Source organism: Streptomyces sp. NPDC006925 (genome assembly GCF_042869575.1).
Lineage (GTDB): Bacteria > Actinomycetota > Actinomycetes > Streptomycetales > Streptomycetaceae > Streptomyces.
Genome location: NZ_JBIAGB010000034.1, coordinates 34,630 through 56,668 on the forward strand (window position 1 = coordinate 34,630; position 22,039 = coordinate 56,668).

Genomic DNA, 22,039 nt, shown 5'->3' on the forward strand with positions numbered 1-22,039 from the left:
GGGCCGCACGCCGCGGCGGCGGCCCCGGTGGGTGTCAGTCGCCGGTCCAGTTCATGGTGTCCGGGTCGGGGCCGATCCGGGTGTCGGTGTTGAGTTCCGCGATCCGGGCCATCTCCTCGCTGCTCAGCTCGAAGTCGAACAGGTCGATGTTCTCCCGCACCCGGGAGGGGGTGACCGACTTGGGGATCACCACGTTGCCGAGCTGGAGATGCCAGCGCAGCACCACCTGCGCGACGGTCTTGCCGTGCCGCTCGGCGATCCCGCCCAGCGTCGGGTCGTCGAGCAGGTCACCGCCCTGGCCGAGCGGCGACCACGCCTCGGTGGCGATGTGGTGGTCGGCGTGGAAGGCGCGCGGCACCGACTGCTGCAGCCTGGGGTGCAGCTCGATCTGGTTGACGGCCGGTACCGTCCCGCCGAGCTGGATGATCCGGTTGAGGTGGGCCGGCTGGAAGTTGGAGACCCCGATGGCGCGGGCGCGCCCGTCGGCGTGGATCTTCTCGAAGGCCCGCCAGGTCTCCTCGTACCTGTCGACCTCCGGCATCGGCCAGTGGATCAGGTACAGATCGACGAAGTCCAGGCCGAGCTTGGCCAGGGAGGCGTCGAAGGCGCGCAGGGTCGTGTCGTACCCCTGGTCGGCGTTCCACAGCTTGGTGGTGACGAACACCTCGTCGCGGGGCAGTCCGGAGGCGGCCAGTGCGCGGCCGACACCCTCCTCGTTCTCGTACGCCGCCGCGGTGTCGATGCTGCGGTAGCCGGACTCCAGCGCCGTGGTCACCGCCGTGGCCGCCTCGTCGGCGGGCACCTGCCAGACGCCGAAGCCGAGCTGCGGCATCGTGACGCCGTTGTTGAGCGTGATGGTGGGAACGTTGCTCACGCGTGGGTCCTTACGTTCAGTGTGGTGCGTGTGTTGCTTCGCTGTCGGCGTTTGTTCCGCCCCCGGGGTCAGCGAGCAGCGCCGGACATCTATTCCGCGTCGAACACATTTTCGCTCACGTGCGGGACCGGATCGCTCAGCCCCGGTACAGCGCCTCGATCTCCGCCGCGCAGGCCGCCTCGATCGAGGCGCGCCGCAGCTTCAGCGACGGGGTCAGCAATCCGTCCTCCTCGGTGAACGGCGTCGCGAGGATGCGGAACGTGCGGATCGACTCCGCCTGGGACACCTGGGTGTTCGCGGCGACCACCGCCCTGCGCATCTCCGTCTCCAAGTCCTCGTCCCGCAGCAGGTCCGCGGGGTCCGTCTCGGGTTTCTGGCGCATCGCGAGCCAGTGCTGCACGGCCTCCTCGTCGAGCGTGAGCAGCGCGGAGACGTACGGCCGGTCGTTGCCCACCACGATGCACTGCCCGACGAGCGGATGCTCGCGGACGCGGTCCTCCAGCGGGCCGGGGGAGACGCTCTTGCCGCTGGAGGTCACCAGGATCTCCTTCTTGCGGCCCGTGATCGTCAGATAGCCGTCGTCGTCCAGGGCGCCCAGATCGCCGGTGGTGAACCAGCCGTTGCGCAGGGTGCCCTGGGTGGCACGCGCGTTGTTCAGATAGCCGGCGAAGATCTGACCGCCGTGGACCATGATCTCACCGTCCTCGGCGATCCGCACGGTGGTGCCGGGCACCGGCTGCCCGACGGTGCCGAAGCGGGGGCGTTCGGGCGGGTTGGCCACGGCGGCGGCCGTCGTCTCGGTCAGCCCGTACCCCTCGAAGATCCGCATTCCGGCGCCGTCGAAGAACAGGCCCAGCCGCCGCTCCATGGCCGAGCCGCCCGACATGGCGTACCGGCAGCGGCCGCCCATGGCCTCCCGCAATTTGGCGTAGACGAACTTGTCGTAGAACTGGTGCTGCATCCGCAGCGAGGCGCCGGGGCCGGGGCCGGTGCCGAACGCCTTGTGTTCGACGGCCTCGGCGTACCGGACGGCCACCTCAACGGCCTTCTCGAACGGGCCGAGCCGCCCCTCGGACTCGGCCCTGCGGCGCGCGCTCGCGAAGATCTTTTCGAACAGGTGGGGGACCGCCTGGATGAAGGTGGGGCGGAACGCCGCCAGGTCGGGCAGCAGTGCCCGCGCCGTCATCTCCGGCTGGTGCCCCACCTTGAGCCCGGCCCGCACCGCCGCGACCTCCACCATCCGGCCGAAGACGTGGGCCAGCGGCAGGAAGAGCAGCAGGGAGCCCTGCTCCCCGGCCTTGGCGCTGAAGACCCCGTCGTACCGGGCGATGATGTTGTCGGTCTCGGCCATGAAGTTGGCATGCGTGATCACACAGCCCTTGGGGCGGCCGGTGGTCCCGGAGGTGTAGATGACGGTGGCGACCGTGTCCGGGGTGAGCGCGAGCCGGTGCCGGTGGACGACCTCGTCCTCGAGGTGCGCCCCCGCGGCGATCAGCTCCTGCACCGCTCCGGAGTCGAACTGCCACAGCTTCTCGAGCCGCGGCAGCCCGTCGACGACCGAACCGATGGTCATCGCGTGGTCCTCGTGCTCGACCACGGCGGCCGTCACCTCGGCGTCGTACAGCATCCAGGCGACCTGCTCGGCCGAGGAGGTCGGGTAGACGGGCACGGACTGGGCGCCGAGTGTCCACAGCGCGAAGTCCAGCAGCGTCCACTCGTAGCGCGTACGCGACATCAGCGCCACGCGGTCGCCGAACCGGACACCCTGGGCCAGCAGACCCTTCGCGACTGCCATGACCTCGTCCCGGAACTGCGCCGCCGGTACGTCCTGCCAGCCGCCGTCCCGGCCCTTGCGGGCGAGCAGCGGCAGGTGGGGGGTCCGCTCGGCGTGCGCGAAGACGGCATCGGCCACTCCGCCGACCTGGGGCGTGGTCGTCAGGGCCGGAACGGTGAACTCGCGCAAAGGCTCTGCTCCTCGACTGCGCGGTACCAGGTGGCACCGCGCGAGGACCGTATCCGATGGCAGGCCGTGATCGGCAGGGGTGTCGATGCAGGTCAGTCGGTCAATTGGGACAGTTCGCCGACCTCCTCGCGGATGCCCGCGAGGCCGTTTCCCCGCCCATCGGTTTTCTGCACCGAATATTCGCGAGCGAACCGGAGTGTTTGCGAAAAGTGCGGGTCACCGGAGGGTGGGGTGACGGCGGGGGAGCGGCGTCCCACGGGGGTCGCCGGAGACGTCGCCGGAGGGCGCCTCCCTGGGACTCGCTGCGGTCCCCGGACCCCCGAGTACTCCGGAAGAGTGATTCCGCAGATCGGTATGTTGGTCGGCATGCGTCGCATCGCCCGCTTCCTGGACCCCTACATCCTGCTGCTGGTGGCCACCGTGTTGGTCGCCGTCCTGCTGCCCGCGTCGGGCGGGGTCGCGCACGGGTTCGCCTGGGCCACCAAGGCGGCCGTCGGTCTGCTCTTCTTCCTCTACGGAGCGCGGCTGTCCACCCGCGAGGCGGTGGACGGGCTCCGCCACTGGCGGCTGCACCTGGCCGTCGTGGCGTGCACCTTCGTCGTCTTCCCGCTGCTGGGGCTCGCCTCCCGCGGGCTCGTCCCCTACGTGCTCACCCCGCAGCTCCAGGACGGGCTGCTCTTCCTCTGCCTCGTCCCCTCCACCATCCAGTCCTCGATCGCCTTCACCGCGCTGGCCCGCGGCAACGTGCCCGCCGCCATCTGCGCGGGCACCTACTCCAGCCTGCTCGGCATGCTCGCCACCCCGCTGCTGGCCGCCTGGCTCATCGGCGGCCGGGCCGCGCTCTCCGCCGACGGCCTGCTCGGCATCGCCGCCCAGCTGCTGGCGCCCTTCCTCGCGGGGCAGCTGCTCCGCCGCCGCCTGGTCGGCTTCCTGACCAGGCACAAGCGTGCGCTGGGGTATGTGGACCGCTCCTCGGTGCTGCTCGTCGTCTACACCGCGTTCAGCCAGGGCATGACCGAGGGCGTGTGGAGCGCGGTAAGCCCCGTCCGGCTCCCGGCCCTCCTCGGCGTGGAAGCCGTACTGCTGGCCGCCATGCTGGGACTGACCTGGTTCGGCGCCCGCCGGCTGGGCTTCGCGCGGGCCGACCGCCTCACCATCTGCTTCGCGGGCTCCAAGAAGTCCCTGGCGGCCGGACTGCCCATGGCCAGCGTGCTCTTCGGCGCCGAGGCGAGCGTCGCGGTGCTGCCGCTGATGCTCTTCCATCAGATGCAGCTGCTGGTTTGTGCCTACCTGGCGCGGCGATGGGCCCGGGAGCCGTCCGCTCCGGACACCGCTCCGGAACCGGAACCCGGATGGGAGGCCGCACCCGGCCCGAGCGCGGTCCGCGGCTGACGGGCGGATGCTCGGCCCGGGGACGGTTTCTCGCAGCCGGGCAGCCGGGCAGCCGGGCAGCCGGGCAGCCTGCTCAGCCGGTCTCCGTGGCCGACCCGGTGTCCGCGGCCGAACCGGTGTCCACGGCCGAGGCGGCGGACAGGGCCGAGGCGGCCGGCAGTGCCAGCCGGTGCGACCCCGCGTAGATGTTCATCGAGGAGCCGCGCAGGAACCCGACCAGGGTCAGCCCCGCCTCCTCCGCCAGGTCGACGGCGAGGGACGACGGCGCCGAGACGGCCGCCAGCACCGGGATGCCCGCCATCACCGCCTTCTGCGCCAGTTCGAACGAGGCGCGCCCCGAAACCATCAGCAGCGCGTCGCGCAGCGGGAGCGCGCCGTCCCGCGCCGCGCGGCCCACCACCTTGTCCACGGCGTTGTGCCGTCCCACGTCCTCGCGCACGTCGAGGAGTTCGCCGGTGGCCGAGAACAGCGCCGCCGCGTGCAACCCGCCCGTACGGTCGAACACCCGCTGGGCGGCGCGCAGCCGGTCCGGGAGCCGGGCCAGCAGCCCGGTGCCGACGCCGTGCGGACGCTCGCGGTCCAGTTCCCAGCGCGCCGTGGTGCGGACCGCGTCCAGACTGGCCTTGCCGCACAGTCCGCAGGAGGACGTGGTGTAGACGTTGCGCTCCAGCCCGGCGATGTCGGGTGCGGGGACGTGCGGGGCGAGGCGTACGTCGACCGTGTTGTAGGTGCGGGCGCCGTCCTCGTCGCGGGCGTCTCCGCAGTAGGAGATACCGGCGATGTCCTCGGCTTCGGCGACGACTCCCTCGCTGACCAGGAATCCGGTCGCCAGCGCGAAGTCGTCGCCGGGGGTGCGCATGGTGACCGCCAACGGCGTGCCGCCGAGCCGGATCTCCAGGGGTTCCTCGGTGACGAGGGTGTCCGGACGTGTGCTGACCGCTCCCTCCCGGACGCGTACGACGGGGCGTCGTGCGGTGACCCTGCCCATGGTGTCCTCACCTCCTGGTCGCTCCGACCCTAAGGCAACCGGCCGGCTCCCGCGGGGACGCTCTTTGTCCATTCCCGGGAAGAAGTCGCACGGGTTTGTGCAGAACTTCTTTCCAACTCCGGCCGCCGCTGCTACGTTCCCCGTACTTTCCCGGACACGACGCCGACACGTACGGCTGGAGGGGTAGCGGTGAGGCGCATGACTGCACGGCCCGCGAACGCGCACCAGGCGCGGCTGCTCCGCCTGCTGCGCGACGGCGGCCCGCGGTCCCGCGCCGAACTCGGGGACCGGGTCGACCTGTCCCGCTCCAAGCTGGCCGTCGAGGTCGACCGGCTGCTGGAGACGGGGCTGGTCGTCGCGGACGGCCTCGCCGCCTCCCGGGGCGGGCGCCGCTCCCACAACATCCGGCTGGCGCCCGGCCTCCGCTTCCTCGGGGTCGACATCGGCGCCACCTCCGTCGACGTCGCGGTCACCAACCCGGAACTGGAGATCCTGGGCCACCTCAACCAGCCCATGGACGTCCGTGAAGGGCCTGTCGCGGTCTTCGACCAGGTGCTGGCGATGGTGGCCAAACTCCGCGACAGCGGGGTCGCCGACGGGTTCGACGGTGCGGGCATCGGCGTTCCCGGACCCGTCCGGTTCCCGGAGGGCACCCCCGTCGCACCGCCGATCATGCCCGGCTGGGACGGCTTCCCCGTCCGGGAGGCACTCAGTCAGGAACTGGGCTGCCCGGTGATGGTCGACAACGACGTGAACCTGATGGCGACCGGCGAGATGCAGGCCGGGGTCGCGCGCTCGGTGCGGGACTTCTTCTGCGTCAAGATCGGCACCGGGATCGGCTGCGGAGTGGTCGTCGGAGGCGAGGTGCACCGCGGGACCACCGGCAGCGCGGGCGACATCGGGCACATCCAGGTCGAACCCGAGGGTCGCCAGTGCACCTGCGGCAACCGCGGCTGCCTGGAGGCGTACTTCGGCGGCGCCGCCCTCGCCCGGGACGCGGAGGAGGCCGCCCGGGAGGGCCGGTCGCCCGAACTGGCCCGGCTGCTGGCCGAGAAGGGGCGGCTCGACGCGGCCGACATCGCCACCGCCGCCTCCGCGGGGGACGGCACCTCGCTCGACCTCATCCGGGACGGCGGCGCCCGGGTGGGCCAGATCATCGCGAGCCTGGTCAGCTTCTTCAACCCCGGGCTCGTGGTCATCGGCGGCGGTGTCACCGGGCTCGGCCACACCCTGCTGGCCAGTATCCGCACCCAGGTCTACCGCCAGTCGCTGCCGCTGGCGACCGGCAACCTCCCCATCGTCCTGGGCGAGCTGGGACAGCTCGCGGGGGTGACGGGTGCCGCCCGGCTCACCAGCGACCACCTGTTCTCGCCCGCGTAACCCCGGTTCCGGCGCCCCCCGACTCCGCACACCGCGCGCCCCACCTCCCGGCCCGGCCGCGAAGCGTCCCCCGGCCCGTACGACGCACAGCGCAGCGCACCGCACCAGCAACTGATCGACGGCACCGCTCCCGCACGGCGAACTCCCGTACGACCCCCTGGGACGGAGATCCTGCATGCCCCTGTTGACGATGTCCGGAATCACCAAGTCGTTCCCCGGTGTCCGTGCGCTGGACGGTGTCGACCTCGATGTCGAGGAAGGCGAGGTGCACTGCCTGCTCGGCCAGAACGGCGCGGGCAAGTCCACCCTCATCAAGGTGCTCGCGGGCGCCCACCAGCCCGACGGCGGCGAGATCGCCTGGCGGGGCGAGCGGGTCCGGCTGCCCACCCCCGTCTCCGCCATGCGGCTGGGCATCGCCACCATCTACCAGGAACTCGACCTGGTGGAGCACGTGTCGGTGGCGGAGAACGTCTTCCTCGGGCACGAGATCGCCACCCGTGGCCTGGTACGCCCCCGCGCCGCGCGGGCGCGGACCGCGGAACTGCTGGCCCGGCTCGGGCACCCCGAGATCGACCCGGCCGCGCTCGTGGGCTCCCTGTCCGCCGCCGGAGCACAGATCGTGTCCATGGCCCGGGCCCTCTCGCACGACGTACGGCTGATCGTGATGGACGAGCCGTCGGCGGCGCTCGACCCCGACGAGGTCGACAACCTCTTCCGGATCGTCGGCGATCTGACGGCCGACGGCGTCGCCGTCGTCTACATCTCCCACCGGCTGGAGGAGATCCGCCGTATCGGGGACCGGGTCTCCGTCCTCAAGGACGGCCGCGTCGCCGCCCGCGACCTGCCGGCCCGCAGCACACCGACCGACGAACTGGTCGCCAGGATGACGGGCCGGGACGCCCGGCAGGTCTTCCCGCAGCGCTCGGCGCCGGACGCGCCCCGCGCCGAGCCGGTACTGGTCGCCGAAGGGCTGGCGCGGGCAGGCGAGTTCGAGCCGCTGGATCTGGAGCTGCGGCCCGGCGAGATCGTGGGGCTGGCCGGGCTGGTGGGCTCCGGCCGCTCGGAGGTGCTGGAGACGCTCTACGGGGCGCGCCGCCCCACCGCGGGACGCGTCCTGGTGGACGGCAGGCCGCTGCGTCCGGGCAGCATCCCCGCCGCCGTACGCGCCGGGCTGGGGCTGGCGCCCGAGGAGCGCAAGTCCCAGGCGCTGCTGATGCTGGAGTCGGTCACCCGCAACGTCTCCGTCTCCTCGCTGCCCCGCTTCTCCCGCGGCGGCTGGCTGGACCGGGCCCGGGAGGGTGCCGAGGCCCGCAGGCGCACCCGTGAGCTGGCGCTCAGCCCCGACGATCCCGAACGGCCGGTACGCACCTTCTCCGGCGGCAACCAGCAGAAGGCGGTGCTGGCACGCTGGCTGCTGCGCGGCTGCCGGGTGCTGCTGCTGGACGAGCCGACCCGCGGCGTCGACGTCGGCGCGCGTACCGAGTTGTACGCCGTCATCCGGCGGCTCGCCGACTCCGGGGTCTGCGTACTGCTCGTCTCCAGCGAGCTGCCCGAGGTCCTCGGCCTCGCCGACCGGGTGCTGGTGCTGCGCGAGGGCCGGGTGGTGCATGCGGCTCCCTCGCACGAACTGGACGAGCACCGGGTGCTGGACCTCGTGATGGAAGGCACCCCGGAATGAGCGGCGCCCCCCGCACCTCCCGGCCGCTGCCGGGGTGCGGCTGCGGGCCGCGCGGCCGCACCCGTCCTCCGGCGAGGGCCGCGCGGCCGCGCCCGCCCTCCGGGGGCGGCGCCCGCGCATCCACCCACCAGCCTCCGTCCCCTCAGAGGTGACCCGTCATGAACCCACCAGCAACCGCGACCAGCGAGCCCGGTACGCCCGCACCCGTGGCGGACCGGCCACCGGCCGTCCGCCGCCTCCCGCTCGACGTGCGCCACCTCTCGCTCATCGGGGTGCTGGTCGCGCTCGCCGTCGTCGGGGCGATCACCAGACCCGACGAGTTCCTGGCGGCCGAGAACCTCCGTCTCGTCCTCACCCAGGCGTCCGTCATCGGCGTCGTCACCGTCGGCGTGACCTTCGTGATCATCGGCGGTGGCATCGACCTGTCGGTGGGCGCCATCGTCGCGCTCGCCTCGGTGTGGGCGACGACGCTGGCCACCCAGGACTTCGGCCTCGGCGGGATGCTGCTGTGCAGTGTGCTGGTCGGCGTCGGCTGCGGACTCGTCAACGGGCTGCTGGTCGCCTACGGGCCGATGGTGCCCTTCATCGCCACCCTCGCCATGCTCGCCTCGGCCCGGGGGCTGGCCCTGCAGATCAGCGACGGCAGGACGCAGGTCGTCACCGTCGACGCCGTGCTCGACCTGGGCGTCAAGGACTCCTACGTGCTCGGCGTCCCGCCCATCGTCCTGGTGTTCGCGCTCGTCTGCGTGCTCGGCTGGCTGCTGCTCAACCGCACCACCTTCGGACGCCGCACGGTGGCGGTCGGCGGCAACCCGGAAGCCTCCCGGCTGGCCGGCATCGCCGTACGGCGGCAGCGGCTGCTGCTCTACCTGCTCTCCGGACTGTGCTGCGGAATCGCCGCGTTCATGCTCGTCATCCTCACCGGCTCGGGCCAGAACACCAACGGCAACCTGTACGAACTCGACGCCATCGCAGCCGCGATCATCGGCGGCACGCTGCTCAGCGGCGGTCGCGGCACGATCCTCGGCTCGGTGCTCGGCGTCCTGGTCTTCACCACCATCACCAACCTGTTCGCCCTCAACAACCTCCAGACGGACATCCAGCAGATCGCCAAGGGCGCGATCATCGTCGCGGCCGTCCTGGTCCAGAAGGGTCGTTCCACGTCATGAGCATCAGACCACGCACCCCTGACACGCCACCCGCCTCCCGCCTCCCGGCCACCAGCCGCCGCAGCATGCTCTTCGGCACCGCGGCGGCCGGAGCGGCCCTCCTCGCCACCGGCTGCACCAGCAACGAGAACAACGACGACGCCGACACGGACTCGGCGGGCGCCGAGGTCGCCGACGACAAGCCGGGCAAGAAGGTCACCATCGGGTTCGCCGGCCCGCAGGCCGACCACGGCTGGCTCAACGCCATCACCACCCAGGCGAAGAAGCGCGCCGGGAAGTACCAGGACGTCACCCTGGAGGCCACCGAGGGCTCCAACGACAACGCCACCCAGGTGGGCCAGGTCGAGACGCTCATCAACAAGAAGGTCGACGTGCTCGTCGTGCTGCCCGCCGACGGCAAGGCCCTCACCCAGGTCGGCCTCAAGGCCATGCGGGCCGGCATCCCCGTGGTCAACCTCGACCGCGTCTTCTCCTCGCAGCAGGCGTACCGCTGCTGGATCGGCGGCGACAACTACGGCATGGGCCTCAACGCCGGGCACTACATCGGCGAACAGCTCAAGGACAAGAAGAGCGCCAAGGTCGTGGAGCTGGCCGGGATCGACAACCTGGAGCTGACCCGGCAGCGCACCAAGGGGTTCGACGACGCGCTGGAGAACTACCCCAACATCAAGAAGGTCGCCCGGCAGGCCGCCGAGTTCACCGTCGAGTCCGGGCAGCAGAAGATGTCCGAACTCCTCCAGGCCCAGCAGAGCTTCGACGCGCTGTGGAACCACGACGACGACCAGGGCGTCGGTGCCGAACGCGCCATCAAGCAGGCGGGCAGGGACGAGTTCTTCATGGTCGGCGGCGCCGGGTCCAAGCGCGTGATGCAGGCCATCAAGGACGGCGACAGCGTCATCAAGGCCACCGTCCTCTACCCGCCCACCATGGCCGCCTCCGCCATCGACCTGGCCCGCGCCCTCGGCCAGGGCAAGGGCATCGCGGGCATGGCCGAATACGAGATCCCCGCCCAGGTCACCCTCTACTCCGCGGTGGTGACGGAGAAGAACGTCGAGGAGTACCTCCCGATCGGCTTCACCTGACAGCCCGGGCGGGCGGCCCCCTCCGCCGGGACCGCCCGCCGCACCGTCCGGACCGCTGACGCAGATCCGGGGGGACCTCCCGGCCCGGGGCCGGAGCAGGAGCCCCTCCAGAGGGAGGACCTCGATGCCGTACGACAGCACCGCGCCCGCCACCGCGCCGCCCCTGGGCGTGGGCATGGTCGGCTACGCCTTCATGGGCCAGGCGCACTCGCAGGGCTGGCGCACCGTGGGGCGGGTCTTCGACCTGCCGCTGCGGCCCGCGCTGGCCGCCGTGTGCGGGCGCGACCCGGCAGCCGTGCGCACCGCGGCCGAGCGGCTGGGGTGGGCCGCCGCCGAGACCGACTGGCGGGCGCTGATCGCCCGCCCGGACGTCCAGCTCGTCGACATCTGCACGCCCGGTGACAGCCACGCCGAGATCGCGATCGCGGCGCTGGCGGCGGGCAAGCATGTGCTGTGCGAGAAGCCGCTGGCCAACACGGTCGAGGAGGCCGAGGCCATGGCCGCGGCAGCACGTGCGGCCCGGGAGCGCGGCCAGGTCGCCATGGTCGGCTTCAACTACCGCCGCACCCCCGCGCTGGCGCTCGCGCGCCGCATGGTGGCGGACGGCAGACTGGGGGAGCTGCGGCACCTGCGGGTGTGCTACCTCCAGGACTGGCTGGTCGACCCGGCCTTCCCGCTGGCCTGGCGGCTGCGCCGGGAGGCGGCCGGCTCCGGGGCCCTCGGCGACCTGGGGGCGCACGCCGTCGACCTCGCCCAGCATCTGGCCGGTGCCCCGCTGGCCGGGGTCTCCGCGCAGACCGAGACGTTCGTCCGGGAGCGCCCGCTGCGCGAGGGCGAGCCGGACGGGGAGCGGGGCCCGGTCACCGTGGACGACGCCGCGGTCTTCACCGGCAGGCTGGGCTCCGGGGCGCTGGCCTCTTTCGAGGTCACCCGGGTCGCCGCGGGGCGCAAGAACGCGCTGCGCGTCGAGCTGAACGGCACCCTCGGCTCCCTCGCCTTCGACCTGGAGCGCCTCAACGAGCTGGAGTTCCACGACCACACCCAGACCGCGGGGGAAGCCGGATTCCGCCGCATCCTGGTCACCGAGCACGACCACCCCTACCTGGAGGCGTGGTGGCCGCCCGGCCACGGCCTCGGCTACGAGCACACCTTCACCCACCAGGCCCGCGACCTGGTGCACGCCATCGCGACGGGCACCCCGCCGGCCCCCACCTTCGACGACGGGCTCCAGGTCCAGCGCGTGCTGGCCGCCGTCGAGGAGAGCGCCGGGCGGAACTGCGTCTACACACCGGTCCAGCACGAGGCATCCGCGGCCGGGGCGGCCGCGGCAACCGCCTAGGAGGTCACCGTGGCACGAAAGTTCACCCTCTTCACCGGGCAGTGGGCCGACCTGCCGCTGGAGGAGGTCTGCCGCCTCGCCCGCGACTTCGGCTACGACGGCCTGGAACTGGCCTGCTGGGGCGACCACTTCGAGGTCGACAAGGCGCTGCACGAGCCCGGATACGTGGACGGCAGGCGGCGCCTGCTGGACAAGTACGGCCTGGAGTGCTGGGCGGTCTCCAACCACCTCACCGGGCAGGCCGTCTGCGACCACCCCATCGACGAGCGCCACCGCGCCATCGTCGCCCCGCGCATCTGGGGCGACGGCGACCCCGAGGGGGTGCGCCGCAGGGCCGCCGAGGAGATGAAGGACACCGCGCGGGCCGCCGCGGCGCTCGGCGTGCGCACCGTCGTGGGCTTCACCGGCTCCTCCATCTGGCATCTGGTGGCCATGTTCCCGCCGACGCCCCCGGAGATGGTCGACCGAGGCTACGCGGACTTCGCCGAGCGGTGGAACCCGATTCTGGACGTCTTCGACGCCGAGGGCGTGCGGTTCGCGCACGAGGTGCACCCCAGCGAGATCGCCTACGACTACTGGACCACCCAGCGCGCCCTGGAGGCGGTCGAGCATCGGGCCGCCTTCGGACTGAACTTCGACCCCTCGCACTTCGTGTGGCAGGACCTGGATCCGGCCGGGTTCCTCTACGACTACCGGGACCGGATCTACCACGTCGACTGCAAGGAGGCCCGGCGCAGGCTGGACGGCCGCAACGGCCGGCTCGGCTCGCATCTGCCGTGGGGCGATCCGCGCCGGGGGTGGGACTTCGTCTCGGCCGGGCACGGCGACGTCGCCTGGGAGGACGTCTTCCGGATGCTGCGGGCCATCGGCTACGCGGGACCGGTGTCCGTCGAGTGGGAGGACGCCGGGATGGACCGGCTCGCCGGTGCGCCGGAGGCCCTGGCGCGGCTGCGGGCCTTCGACTACGAACCCCCGACTGCCTCGTTCGACTCCGCGTTCGGCAACTGACCGGTCGCACGGCGCCGGTGCGGGGCCGCGGGCACCGCTCCGGGTGCCCCGGCTCCGCCCTGCGCGCTTCCGCCTCGGTGCGGTCGCGCGGGGCCGCCGCGCGCTCCCGGGTCTTTGTCCTGCCTGTGGACAAAACTACCGGGGATGCGTGTCAAAGGGGTTCCCGCTCCGGATAAACGCCGCTACCGTCCTTGAGGCGTACGGGACAACAGCGCGCCCCCTCCTGTGCAGCGCGGGCGCAGCGCACGGCACCAGTCAACCCACCCCCACCAGGGAGGATCCGCTGTGCACACTCGACCCCGCGGACAACGATGTCTCCGCATGCGCGTCGCCGCACTCGTCGGCGCCCTCCTGCTCACCGGCGCGACCGCGGTGGCCGCCCAGGCCACCGACACACCCGCCACCACCGCCCCGGACAAGGCTGCCCCGCCCGCCGCCGGCGACTTCCAGCAGGTGACCCTCGCCAAAGGCGTGGCCGAGATGGGCGAGCCCATGACGATGGCCGTGCTGCCCGACCGCTCCGTACTGCACACCTCACGCGACGGCACCCTGCGGCTCACCGACGCGCAGGGCAACACGAAGACCGCCGGCCGCCTCGACGTCTACAACCACGACGAAGAGGGCCTCCAAGGCGTCGGAGTCGACCCGCGCTTCACCAAGAACCACTTCGTCTACCTCTACTACGCGCCGCCGCTCGACACCCCCGAGGGCGACGCCCCCGACACGGGCACCGCCGCCGACTTCGAGAAGTTCGCCGGCGTCAACCGGCTCTCCCGGTTCGTCCTGCGCCCCGACGGCACACTGGACGAGTCCAGCGAGCGCACGGTCCTCGACGTCCCCGCCGACCGCGGCACCTGCTGCCACGTGGGCGGCGACATCGCCTTCGACTCCAAGGGCAACCTGCTCCTGTCCACCGGCGACGACTCCAACCCCTTCCAGTCGGACGGCTACACGCCCATCGACGAGCGCGCCGACCGCAACCCCGCCTTCGACGCGCAGCGCTCCGCCGGCAACACCGACGACCTGCGCGGCAAGATCCTCCGCATCAAGGTCCGCAAGGACGGCTCCTACAAGATTCCCCGCGGCAACCTCTTCCGGCCGGGCACCGCGAGGACCCGGCCCGAGATCTACGCCATGGGCTTCCGCAACCCCTTCCGGATGACCGTCGACAAGAAGACCGACACCGTCTACGTCGGCGACTACGGACCGGACGCGGGCACCGCCGATCCGCAACGCGGCCCCGCGGGCCAGGTCGAGTTCGCCCGCGTCACCGGCCCGGGCAACTACGGCTGGCCGTACTGCACCGGCAAGAACGACGCCTACACGGACTACGACTTCGCCACCGGCACCTCCGGCGAGAAGTTCGACTGCTCCGCACCGCGCAACACCTCGCCCCACAACACCGGACGCACCCGGCTCCCCGCGGCCCAGCCGGCGTGGATCCCCTACGACGGCGACTCCGTCCCCGAGTTCGGCGACGGCTCCGAGTCCCCGATGGGCGGCCCCGTCTACCGATACGACCCCCACAACGACTCCCCGGTGGCCTTCCCCCGCGAGTACGACGGGGACTTCTTCGCCGGAGAGTTCGGCCGCCGTTGGATCAAGCGCGTCGAGCAGGACCGCGACGGCGGCAACGTGCGGATCAACGACTTCCCCTGGTCCGGAACCCAGGTCATGGACATGGACTTCGGCCCCGACGGTGCGCTGTACGTCCTCGACTACGGCACCGGCTACTTCAACGGCGACGAGAACTCCGCCCTCTACCGCATCGAGAACGCCGCCGACGGGCACAGCCCCGTCGTCGAGGCCAGCAGCGACATCAGCGACGGCCAGGCCCCGCTCACCGTCTCCTTCTCCGCCCAGGCCACCGACCAGGACGGTGACACCACCGAACTGAGCTGGGACTTCGGCGACGGCGCGACCTCCGACGAGGCCGAGCCGACCCACACCTACCAGGCAAACGGCACCTACACCGCGACCGTCACCGCCGAGGACCCCTCCGGCCGTACCGGCTCCGCCAGCGTGCACCTCACCGTCGGCAACACGGCGCCCCAGGTCGAACTGAAGCTCCCCGCCGACGGGCAGCCCTTCTCCTTCGGCGACGAGATCCCCTTCGAGGTGCAGGTCACCGACCCCGAGGAGGAACAGATCGACTGCTCCCGGGTCGAGGTCGCCTACATCCTCGGCCACGACAGCCACGGCCACCCCCTCACCTCCGCCAAGGGCTGCAAGGGCACCATCAAGACCCTCGCCGACGGGGAACACGACCCGAACGCCGACATCTTCGGCGTCCTCGACGCCTCCTACACCGACAACGGCGCAGGCGGGCAACCCCCGCTCACCAGCCACGGGCAGAGCATCCTGCAGCCCGAGCACCGCCAGGCCGAGCACTTCACCGGCGCGGCGGACGGCGTCAGCACCGGCGAGCCCGCCGGAGCCGAGGGCGGCAAGGCCGTCACCGGGGCGCGGGACGGCCAGTGGATCGCCTACGAGCCGTACGCGCCCGCCGACGTCACCCAACTCACCGCGCGGGTGGCCGGCACCGCTGACGCCGCGCTCGAAGTCCGCGCCGACGGCCCCGACGGCCCCCTGCTGGGCACCGCGCAGATCTCCGCCACGGACGGCTGGACCGAGGTGAGCACCGACATCAGCGGCGTCCCCGCGGACGCGGGCGCGCTCTGCCTCGTCTTCACCGGAGGCGACGGGGCGCTCTACGACCTGGACAGCTTCACCGTCACCACCGGCTGAACGGAGGACGCGTATGAACCGGGCATCCACCCCTCGCGCCCGCCTCACCTTGGCAGCCGGTGCGCTACTGGCCGGCGCGCTCGCCGCGCCGAGCCAGGCCGCGCAGCACCCAGGCGGGCACGAGCCGGCGGCCGGCAGCGTGCTGGTCTTCTCCAAGACCGCCGGATACCGCCACGACTCCATCGCCGACGGCATCGCCGCCGTGCGGGAACTCGGCGCCGAGCACGGCTTCACCGTCGACGCCACCGAGAACGCCGCCGCCTTCACCCCGAAGAAGCTGGCCCGCTACGACGCCGTCGTCTTCCTCTCGACGACGGGCGACGTGCTCGACCCGCGCCAACAGGCGGCCTTCGAGGAATACATCGGCGACGGCGGCGGCTACGTGGGCGTGCACGCCGCGGCCGACACCGAGTACGACTGGGAGTGGTACGGCGGGCTCGCGGGCGCCTACTTCGCGTCCCACCCGGCGATCCAGCCCGCCACGGTGCGGATCGAGGACCGCGCCCACCCCGCCACCGCGCACCTGGGCACGGACTGGGAGCGCACCGACGAGTGGTACAACTACCGCTCCGATCCGCGCGAACAGGCCCGCATCCTGGCGTCCCTGGACGAGGACTCCTACACCGGCGGCACGATGGGCGAGGAGCACCCGCTGGCCTGGTGCCAGGAGTACGCGGGCGGCCGCGCCTTCTACACCGGCGCCGGGCACACCCGGGAGTCCTATGCCGACCCCGCCTTCCGCGCACACCTGCTGGGCGGCATCCGGTACGCCACCGGCGCGGTACGTGCCGACTGCCGTCCGGAGACCGGCTATACGACGCTGTACGAGGGAACCGGCGACGGTCCCGGAACCGAGGAGTGGCGGCAGGCCGGTCCCGGCTCGTTCGAGGAGAGCGCCGACGGCACCCTCACCACCCGCGGCGGGATGGGCCTGCTGTGGTACGCCGCCCGCTCCTACGGCTCCTACTCGCTCAAGCTCGACTGGCGGATGGCCAGTGCCGACGGGGACGACAACTCCGGTGTCTTCGTCGGCTTCCCCGCCTCCGACGACCCCTGGTCGGCCGTGGACCGCGGGTACGAGATCCAGATCGACGCCACCGACGCCACCGACGCCGACGACCGGACCACCGGGGCGGTCTACGGCTTCCAGTCGGCCGACCTCGCGGCACGGGACGCCGCGCTGAACCCGCCCGGTGAGTGGAACACCTACGAGATCCGGGTCGAGGGTGAGCGGCTGCGCGTCCACCTCAACGGTGTACTGATCAACGACTTCACCAACACCGACCCGGCCCGGAGCCTCACCGACGGATACGTGGGTCTGCAGAACCACGGGGAAGGGGACGAGGTCGCCTTCCGCGACGTACGCATCCGCGCGTCGGCACCCCGCTGACACCGCTTCCCCACCGGCCGCCCGGCCGTCCCGCCGTCCGGTCCCTCCGGGCCGGGCGGCTCGGGCCCGGGCGGCCCGGACCTCCACCCGGGCCCGTCCTGCCCGGTCCGGCCGCCGCGGGCGGGGCGCGGCCGGCCCCGCGCTCCCGCCCACCCGCGGCCCCTCGTACGCAGCAGCATCAGGGAGGACACCGTGACCGACCGCACCGACAGCTCCGGCCTCCGGCCGCCCCGTACCGGGGTGTGGCTCATCGGCGCCAGGGGCTCCGTGGCGACCACCGCGATCACCGGAGCCGCGGCGCTCGCGGCCCGGCTGCATTCACCCGTCGGGATGGTCACCGAGACCGGACCCTTCGCCGATGCCGCCCTGCCGCCGCTCGACTCCCTCGTGTTCGGCGGACACGACACCGCCTCCTGCCCGCTCCCCAAGCGGGCCGAGGCGCTGGCCGAAGCCGGGGTGATCCCGCACGGCCTGCCAGCGGCGGTGCGCGCCGAACTCGCCACCGCCGACACCGCCCTCCGCCCCGGCGCCCCGGCGGCCGGACCAGCCGCGGAGGACGCCGGCGCCGAGGAAGAACTGATCGCCCAATACGCGGCCGACCTCACCGAATTCACCCGCACCCACGGCCTGGCCCGCACCGTGGTGATCAACGTGGCCAGCACCGAGCCGCCCCCGCCCGAACCCGGGGAGGCGCCCGGCACCGCGCACACCCCCCTGCCGCCCAGCTCCCGCTACGCGGCAGCGGCCCTGCGCGCCGGATGCCCGTACATCAACTTCACCCCGTCCGCCGGCCTCCACCACCCCCGGCTGGCCGCAGCCGCCCGTACCGCCCGCGTCCCGTACGCGGGACGGGACGGCAAGACCGGGCAGACCCTGCTGCGCTCGGTGCTGGCCCCGATGTTCGCGCAGCGCGCGCTGGCCGTACGGGCCTGGAGCGGCACCAACCTGCTCGGCGGCGGGGACGGCGCGGCACTCGCCGACCCCGCGGCGGCGGCCGCCAAGAACGCGGGCAAAGCGCGGGTCCTGGCCGACAACCTCGGCACCCTCCCGGAAGGAGAGGTGCACATCGACGACGTCCCGGCGATGGGCGACTGGAAGACCGCCTGGGACCACATCGCCTTCGACGGCTTTCTCGGCTCCCGTATGACGCTGCAGACCACCTGGCAGGGCTGCGACTCGGCGCTCGCCGCCCCGCTCGTCCTCGACCTGGCCCGGCTGCTCGCCCGCGCCGACGAACGCGGCCTCACCGGCCCGGTGCCCGGACTCGGCTTCTACTTCAAGGACCCCGACAGCGGTCCGGCCGACCTGCCGGGGCAGTGGCGGGCCCTGCTCGACCTCGCCCGCGGCTTCCAGCACGCGCCGGGAGGCGCTGCCGGGCCGGACGAGCGTGCCGCGTCCGCCGACGGTACGGGATCCGCCGACGGCGCCGGGTCCGCCCGGTGACCGGCCGAGGAGCCGCCTGGGCGCAACTCCTGCGGATCTCCGCGGTCTCGACCGTGCCCGGCGACGCGCTGGTCGGCGCCGTGGCGGGCGGCAGCGGCCCGGGCCGGGGGACGGTGCTGGCCGCGGGGGCCTCGCTGTGCCTGTACGAGGCGGGCATGGCGCTCAACGACTGGGCCGACCAGGAGGAGGACGCCCGCGAGCGACCGCAGCGGCCGCTGCCCTCCGGTCGCATCCGGCCGGGGGCCGCCCTCGCGGCCGCGACCGGACTGACCGCTGCCGGACTGGCGTTGGCCGCCCGCGCCGGGCGCCTCCCGCTCCTCACGGCCACCGCGCTGGCCACCACCGTGTGGGCGTACGACCTCCGCCTCAAGCACACCCCGGCAGGTCCCGTCGCCATGGCGACGGCCCGTTCCCTGGACGTACTCCTGGGCGCGGCGGCCACCGCGCGCCCCGCCGCGCCCGGGACCGACGGCGCCCTCGCACCCCCGCCGAGGCGCAGCCCCGCACCGGTGCTGGGCGCGGCCGCCCTCATGGGGGCACACACCCTCGCGGTCACCTCCGTCTCCCGGCGGGAGGCCGAGGGCGGCGCCCCGGCGGTGCCGCTCGCGGCACTGGGCGCGGTGGCGGCGACCACCGCCGTGCTGGCCCGGCAGCGGGCACCGCTGACCCTCGCGGCGAGCACGGCCTACGCGGCGACAGCCGCCCGACCGCTGGCACACGCCGCGCTCAACCCCTCGCCGCCGCTGCTCCAGCGCGCGGTGGGCGGCGGGATCCGCGCCATGATCCCGCTCCAGGCCGCGCTCACCGCGCGTGGCTGCCGCTCCTCCCACCCGCCGCGGGCCCGGACCGCGGCCTCACTCTCCGCCGCGGCACTGCTCGGCCTGCTGCCCGTCGCCCGCCGCCTCTCCCGGAAGGTCAGCCCCACATGACCCCGCCCAGGACCGCCTCCGCACTGCGCTACGCCTACGGCACCAACGGCCTGGCCGACCTACGGCTCGAGGACGCCCTCGGACTGCTCGCCGACCTCGGGTACGCGGGCGTCGGGCTGACGCTCGACCACATGCACCTCGACCCCCTCGCCCCCCGGCTCCCGGCCCGCACCGCCGCCGTGGGCCGCGCGCTGGACCGCCACGGGCTGACGGCCACCGTCGAGACCGGAGCGCGCTACGTGCTCGACGTACGCCGCAAACACCACCCCACGCTGCTCGACCCGGACGCCGAAGCCCGCACCGCCCGCACCGACCTGCTGCTCAAGGCCGTCCGCGTCGCCGCGGACCTCGGCGCCCACGCCGTGCACTGCTTCAGCGGCCCCCTCCCGACCGGCACGGACCCCGAGACCGGATGGGCACGGCTGGCGGACGGCATCGGCACGGTGCTGGACGCCGCGGGCGCGGCGGGCGTCCCGGTGGCCATCGAGCCGGAGCCCGGCCACCTGCTCGGGGACCTGGCCGGGTTCCACCGGCTGCGCACCGCGCTCGGCAGCCCCGAACTCCTCGGCGTCACCCTCGACATCGGCCACTGCCAGTGCCTGGAACCGCGCCCCCCGGCCGACTGTGTCCGGGACGCGGCACCCTGGCTGCGGCATGTGCAGATCGAGGACATGCGGCGCGGCGACCACACGCACCTGCCGTTCGGCGACGGCGAGATCGACTTCCCGCCGGTGCTGGCAGCGCTGCGCGAGGCGGACTACGACGGCCTGGTCACGGTCGAACTGCCCCGCGACTCGCACGCCGGCCCCGCACGCGCCGCCGACTCGCTCGCGTTCCTGACCGCCGCCGAGACCGAAGCCGGGACGGCGGCCTTGGCACGGCACAGCACCCTGCCGCAGGAGGAGATCCCGTGCTGACCCCGCTCGCCTCCCTGCGCACCGGCCTGGAACTGCGACTGGCCGCTGAGCCCCGCGCCTGGCTGCAACGGGCGCTGGCCGAAGCGGCGGACGACCGGCACCGCACGGACGCGGACGCCCCGCCGGCCGGTGTCCAGCAGACCGCGAGCCCACTGTCCGACACCCGGACCCCCGCGACCCGCACCCGCTCCGTGCCCCGCCTCCCGCGCTGGGAGCTGCACTTCGCCCGCGCCGGCCGCATCTGCCGCGGGGCGGCCGCGGACAGCACCGACGTGCCGGACCCGGTCGACGCGGCCCGCGTCCTCATCCTGCACGCGGCCGCCCCCGGCATCCGGGAGCTGACCCGGCTCTACCGGCACGGCACCGGCGACGAGCGGCGGGCCGTCCTGCTGGCCCTGCCGCATCTGGACCCGCCGCCCGAACCGGCGGCAGCCCTGGAACTGGTCGAGGACGCGCTGCGGACCAACGACACCCGGCTGATCGCCGCCGCGCTCGGACCGTACGCCGCAGCACACCTGGACGCGCACCAGTGGCGGCACGGCGTGCTCAAGTGCCTGTTCACCGGCGTACCGCTGGCCGCGCTGGCCGGGCTGGCGCACCGGGCCTCGGGGGACGAGGAACTCGCCCGGATGCTGGAGGACTACGCGCACGAGCGCACCGCGGCGGGCCGCACCGTGCCCGAGGACCTCGACCGCGCGCTGCGGCTGGCCCGGCTCGCAGCGCCGGGGGAGACCGGGAAGTCCGCGCCTGTGCACCCGCCCCGCCCGGCCGCCGCACCACCGACCCCGCCCCGCCCGTCCCCCGAGCCGTAGCCAGCCGCGCGCCGCAGCGGCGCCCGGAGCGAGGAGCGTGACGCCCATGACCAGGCCGACCCGCCGCATCTTCGACCCGCACATCCACATGACGTCCCGCACCACCGACGACTACGCCGCGATGTACGCCTCCGGGGTGCGGGCCCTGGTCGAGCCCTCCTTCTGGCTCGGCCAGCCGCGCACCTCGCCCGCGACGTTCCTCGACTACTTCGACGCGCTGCTCGGCTGGGAGCCCTACCGGGCCGCCCAGTACGGCATCGCCCACCACTGCACCCTCGCGCTCAACCCGAAGGAGGCCAACGACCCGCGCTGCCTCCCGGTACTGGACGAACTCCCGCGCTACCTCCTCAAGGACGGGGTGGTCGCCGTCGGTGAGATCGGCTACGACTCGATGACCCCGGCGGAGGACGACGCACTGGCCGCCCAGCTCCAACTCGCCCACGACCACGAACTGCCCGCCCTCGTCCACACCCCGCACCGGGACAAGGCCGCCGGGCTGGCCCGCACCCTCGACGTGCTCCGGGAATCCCCGCTGGCTCCCGAGCGGGTGCTGCTCGACCACCTCAACGAGACGACGGTGGGCGACGCGGCGGACAGCGGCTGCTGGCTGGGCTTCTCCATCTACCCCGACACCAAGATGGACCCCGACCGGATGGTCCGCATCCTGCGGGTGCACGGCACCGAGCGGGTGCTGGTCAACTCCGCCGCCGACTGGGGGCACAGCGACCCGCTCAAGACCGGCCATGTCGCCGACGCCATGCTCGCCGCCGGCTTCGAGGACGACGACGTCGACACAGTGCTGTGGCGCAACCCCGTCGCCTTCTACGGCCAGAGCGGACGCCTCGCCCTGGACGTCCCGCCGCCCGGCACACGCGAGCAGCACCTGTTCCAGGGCAACTCCATCCTGCGCGGCGGAGAGTGAGGAGA

Annotated in this window: 17 protein-coding genes; 14 read left to right on the forward strand and 3 right to left on the reverse strand. The window is 73.2% G+C overall.

Annotated features, from left to right (window positions below):
* Window positions 1–34: 34 nt before the first annotated feature.
* On the reverse strand, window positions 35–874 hold the full coding sequence (locus tag ACFYNS_RS29645) for an aldo/keto reductase (protein WP_388605874.1): 840 nt from the start codon (window positions 872–874) through the stop codon (window positions 35–37).
* 136 nt (window positions 875–1,010) lie between these two features.
* A complete protein-coding gene (locus ACFYNS_RS29650; RefSeq protein WP_360292294.1) occupies window positions 1,011–2,837 on the reverse strand; it encodes an AMP-dependent synthetase/ligase in 1,827 nt (608 codons plus the stop codon).
* Between the two features lie 366 nt (window positions 2,838–3,203).
* Here ACFYNS_RS29650 and ACFYNS_RS29655 point away from each other — a divergent pair, with 366 nt between their 5' ends.
* Window positions 3,204–4,229: a bile acid:sodium symporter family protein gene (locus ACFYNS_RS29655; protein ID WP_388605876.1), complete on the forward strand. Its 1,026-nt coding sequence runs from the start codon at window positions 3,204–3,206 to the stop codon at window positions 4,227–4,229.
* 73 nt (window positions 4,230–4,302) lie between these two features.
* Here the strand turns inward: ACFYNS_RS29655 and fdhD are convergent, their stop codons facing one another.
* A complete protein-coding gene (gene fdhD / locus ACFYNS_RS29660; protein WP_388605878.1) occupies window positions 4,303–5,217 on the reverse strand; it encodes a formate dehydrogenase accessory sulfurtransferase FdhD in 915 nt (304 codons plus the stop codon).
* Window positions 5,218–5,415: 198 nt separating this feature from the next.
* On the opposite strand from fdhD, the gene ACFYNS_RS29665 reads away from it, so the two are divergent.
* The 13 genes from ACFYNS_RS29665 (at window position 5,416) to ACFYNS_RS29725 (ending at window position 22,034) form a co-directional block, all read left to right on the forward strand.
* Window positions 5,416–6,597 (forward strand): ROK family protein, encoded by a 1,182-nt coding sequence (locus ACFYNS_RS29665; protein ID WP_388605880.1) that lies wholly within the window; start codon window positions 5,416–5,418, stop codon window positions 6,595–6,597.
* Between the two features lie 190 nt (window positions 6,598–6,787).
* Window positions 6,788–8,275: a sugar ABC transporter ATP-binding protein gene (locus ACFYNS_RS29670; protein ID WP_388605899.1), complete on the forward strand. Its 1,488-nt coding sequence runs from the start codon at window positions 6,788–6,790 to the stop codon at window positions 8,273–8,275.
* Window positions 8,276–8,433: 158 nt separating this feature from the next.
* The gene (locus ACFYNS_RS29675; RefSeq protein ID WP_360292284.1) at window positions 8,434–9,444 is read left to right on the forward strand and encodes an ABC transporter permease; all 1,011 of its coding nucleotides are present in this window, start codon (window positions 8,434–8,436) and stop codon (window positions 9,442–9,444) included.
* Window positions 9,441–10,526: a substrate-binding domain-containing protein gene (locus tag ACFYNS_RS29680; protein WP_360292281.1), complete on the forward strand. Its 1,086-nt coding sequence runs from the start codon at window positions 9,441–9,443 to the stop codon at window positions 10,524–10,526. Before ACFYNS_RS29675 ends, ACFYNS_RS29680 begins: the two co-directional genes overlap by 4 nt.
* Before the next feature lie 124 nt (window positions 10,527–10,650).
* Window positions 10,651–11,865 carry a Gfo/Idh/MocA family oxidoreductase gene (locus tag ACFYNS_RS29685; RefSeq protein WP_360292279.1) on the forward strand — a complete coding sequence of 405 codons (1,215 nt, stop codon included), beginning with the start codon at window positions 10,651–10,653 and terminating at the stop codon, window positions 11,863–11,865.
* Between the two features lie 9 nt (window positions 11,866–11,874).
* Window positions 11,875–12,873: a sugar phosphate isomerase/epimerase family protein gene (locus ACFYNS_RS29690; RefSeq protein WP_388605882.1), complete on the forward strand. Its 999-nt coding sequence runs from the start codon at window positions 11,875–11,877 to the stop codon at window positions 12,871–12,873.
* Between the two features lie 321 nt (window positions 12,874–13,194).
* A complete protein-coding gene (locus ACFYNS_RS29695) occupies window positions 13,195–15,621 on the forward strand; it encodes a PQQ-dependent sugar dehydrogenase (RefSeq protein ID WP_388605884.1) in 2,427 nt (808 codons plus the stop codon).
* A 13-nt stretch (window positions 15,622–15,634) separates the two neighbouring features.
* Complete coding sequence (locus ACFYNS_RS29700) at window positions 15,635–17,011, forward strand: ThuA domain-containing protein (protein ID WP_388605886.1); 1,377 nt, start codon at window positions 15,635–15,637, stop codon at window positions 17,009–17,011.
* Between the two features lie 192 nt (window positions 17,012–17,203).
* The gene (locus tag ACFYNS_RS29705; RefSeq protein ID WP_360292271.1) at window positions 17,204–18,454 is read left to right on the forward strand and encodes an inositol-3-phosphate synthase; all 1,251 of its coding nucleotides are present in this window, start codon (window positions 17,204–17,206) and stop codon (window positions 18,452–18,454) included.
* Window positions 18,451–19,383 (forward strand): SCO3242 family prenyltransferase, encoded by a 933-nt coding sequence (locus ACFYNS_RS29710; RefSeq protein WP_388605887.1) that lies wholly within the window; start codon window positions 18,451–18,453, stop codon window positions 19,381–19,383. Before ACFYNS_RS29705 ends, ACFYNS_RS29710 begins: the two co-directional genes overlap by 4 nt.
* Complete coding sequence (locus ACFYNS_RS29715) at window positions 19,380–20,300, forward strand: sugar phosphate isomerase/epimerase family protein (protein WP_360303818.1); 921 nt, start codon at window positions 19,380–19,382, stop codon at window positions 20,298–20,300. The genes ACFYNS_RS29710 and ACFYNS_RS29715 overlap by 4 nt, the downstream gene beginning before the upstream one ends.
* Window positions 20,294–21,112 carry an EboA domain-containing protein gene (locus ACFYNS_RS29720; RefSeq protein WP_388605889.1) on the forward strand — a complete coding sequence of 273 codons (819 nt, stop codon included), beginning with the start codon at window positions 20,294–20,296 and terminating at the stop codon, window positions 21,110–21,112. Before ACFYNS_RS29715 ends, ACFYNS_RS29720 begins: the two co-directional genes overlap by 7 nt.
* Window positions 21,113–21,158: 46 nt before the next feature.
* Window positions 21,159–22,034 (forward strand): TatD family hydrolase, encoded by an 876-nt coding sequence (locus ACFYNS_RS29725; RefSeq protein ID WP_388605890.1) that lies wholly within the window; start codon window positions 21,159–21,161, stop codon window positions 22,032–22,034.
* The last annotated feature ends 5 nt before the right edge of the window (window positions 22,035–22,039 follow it).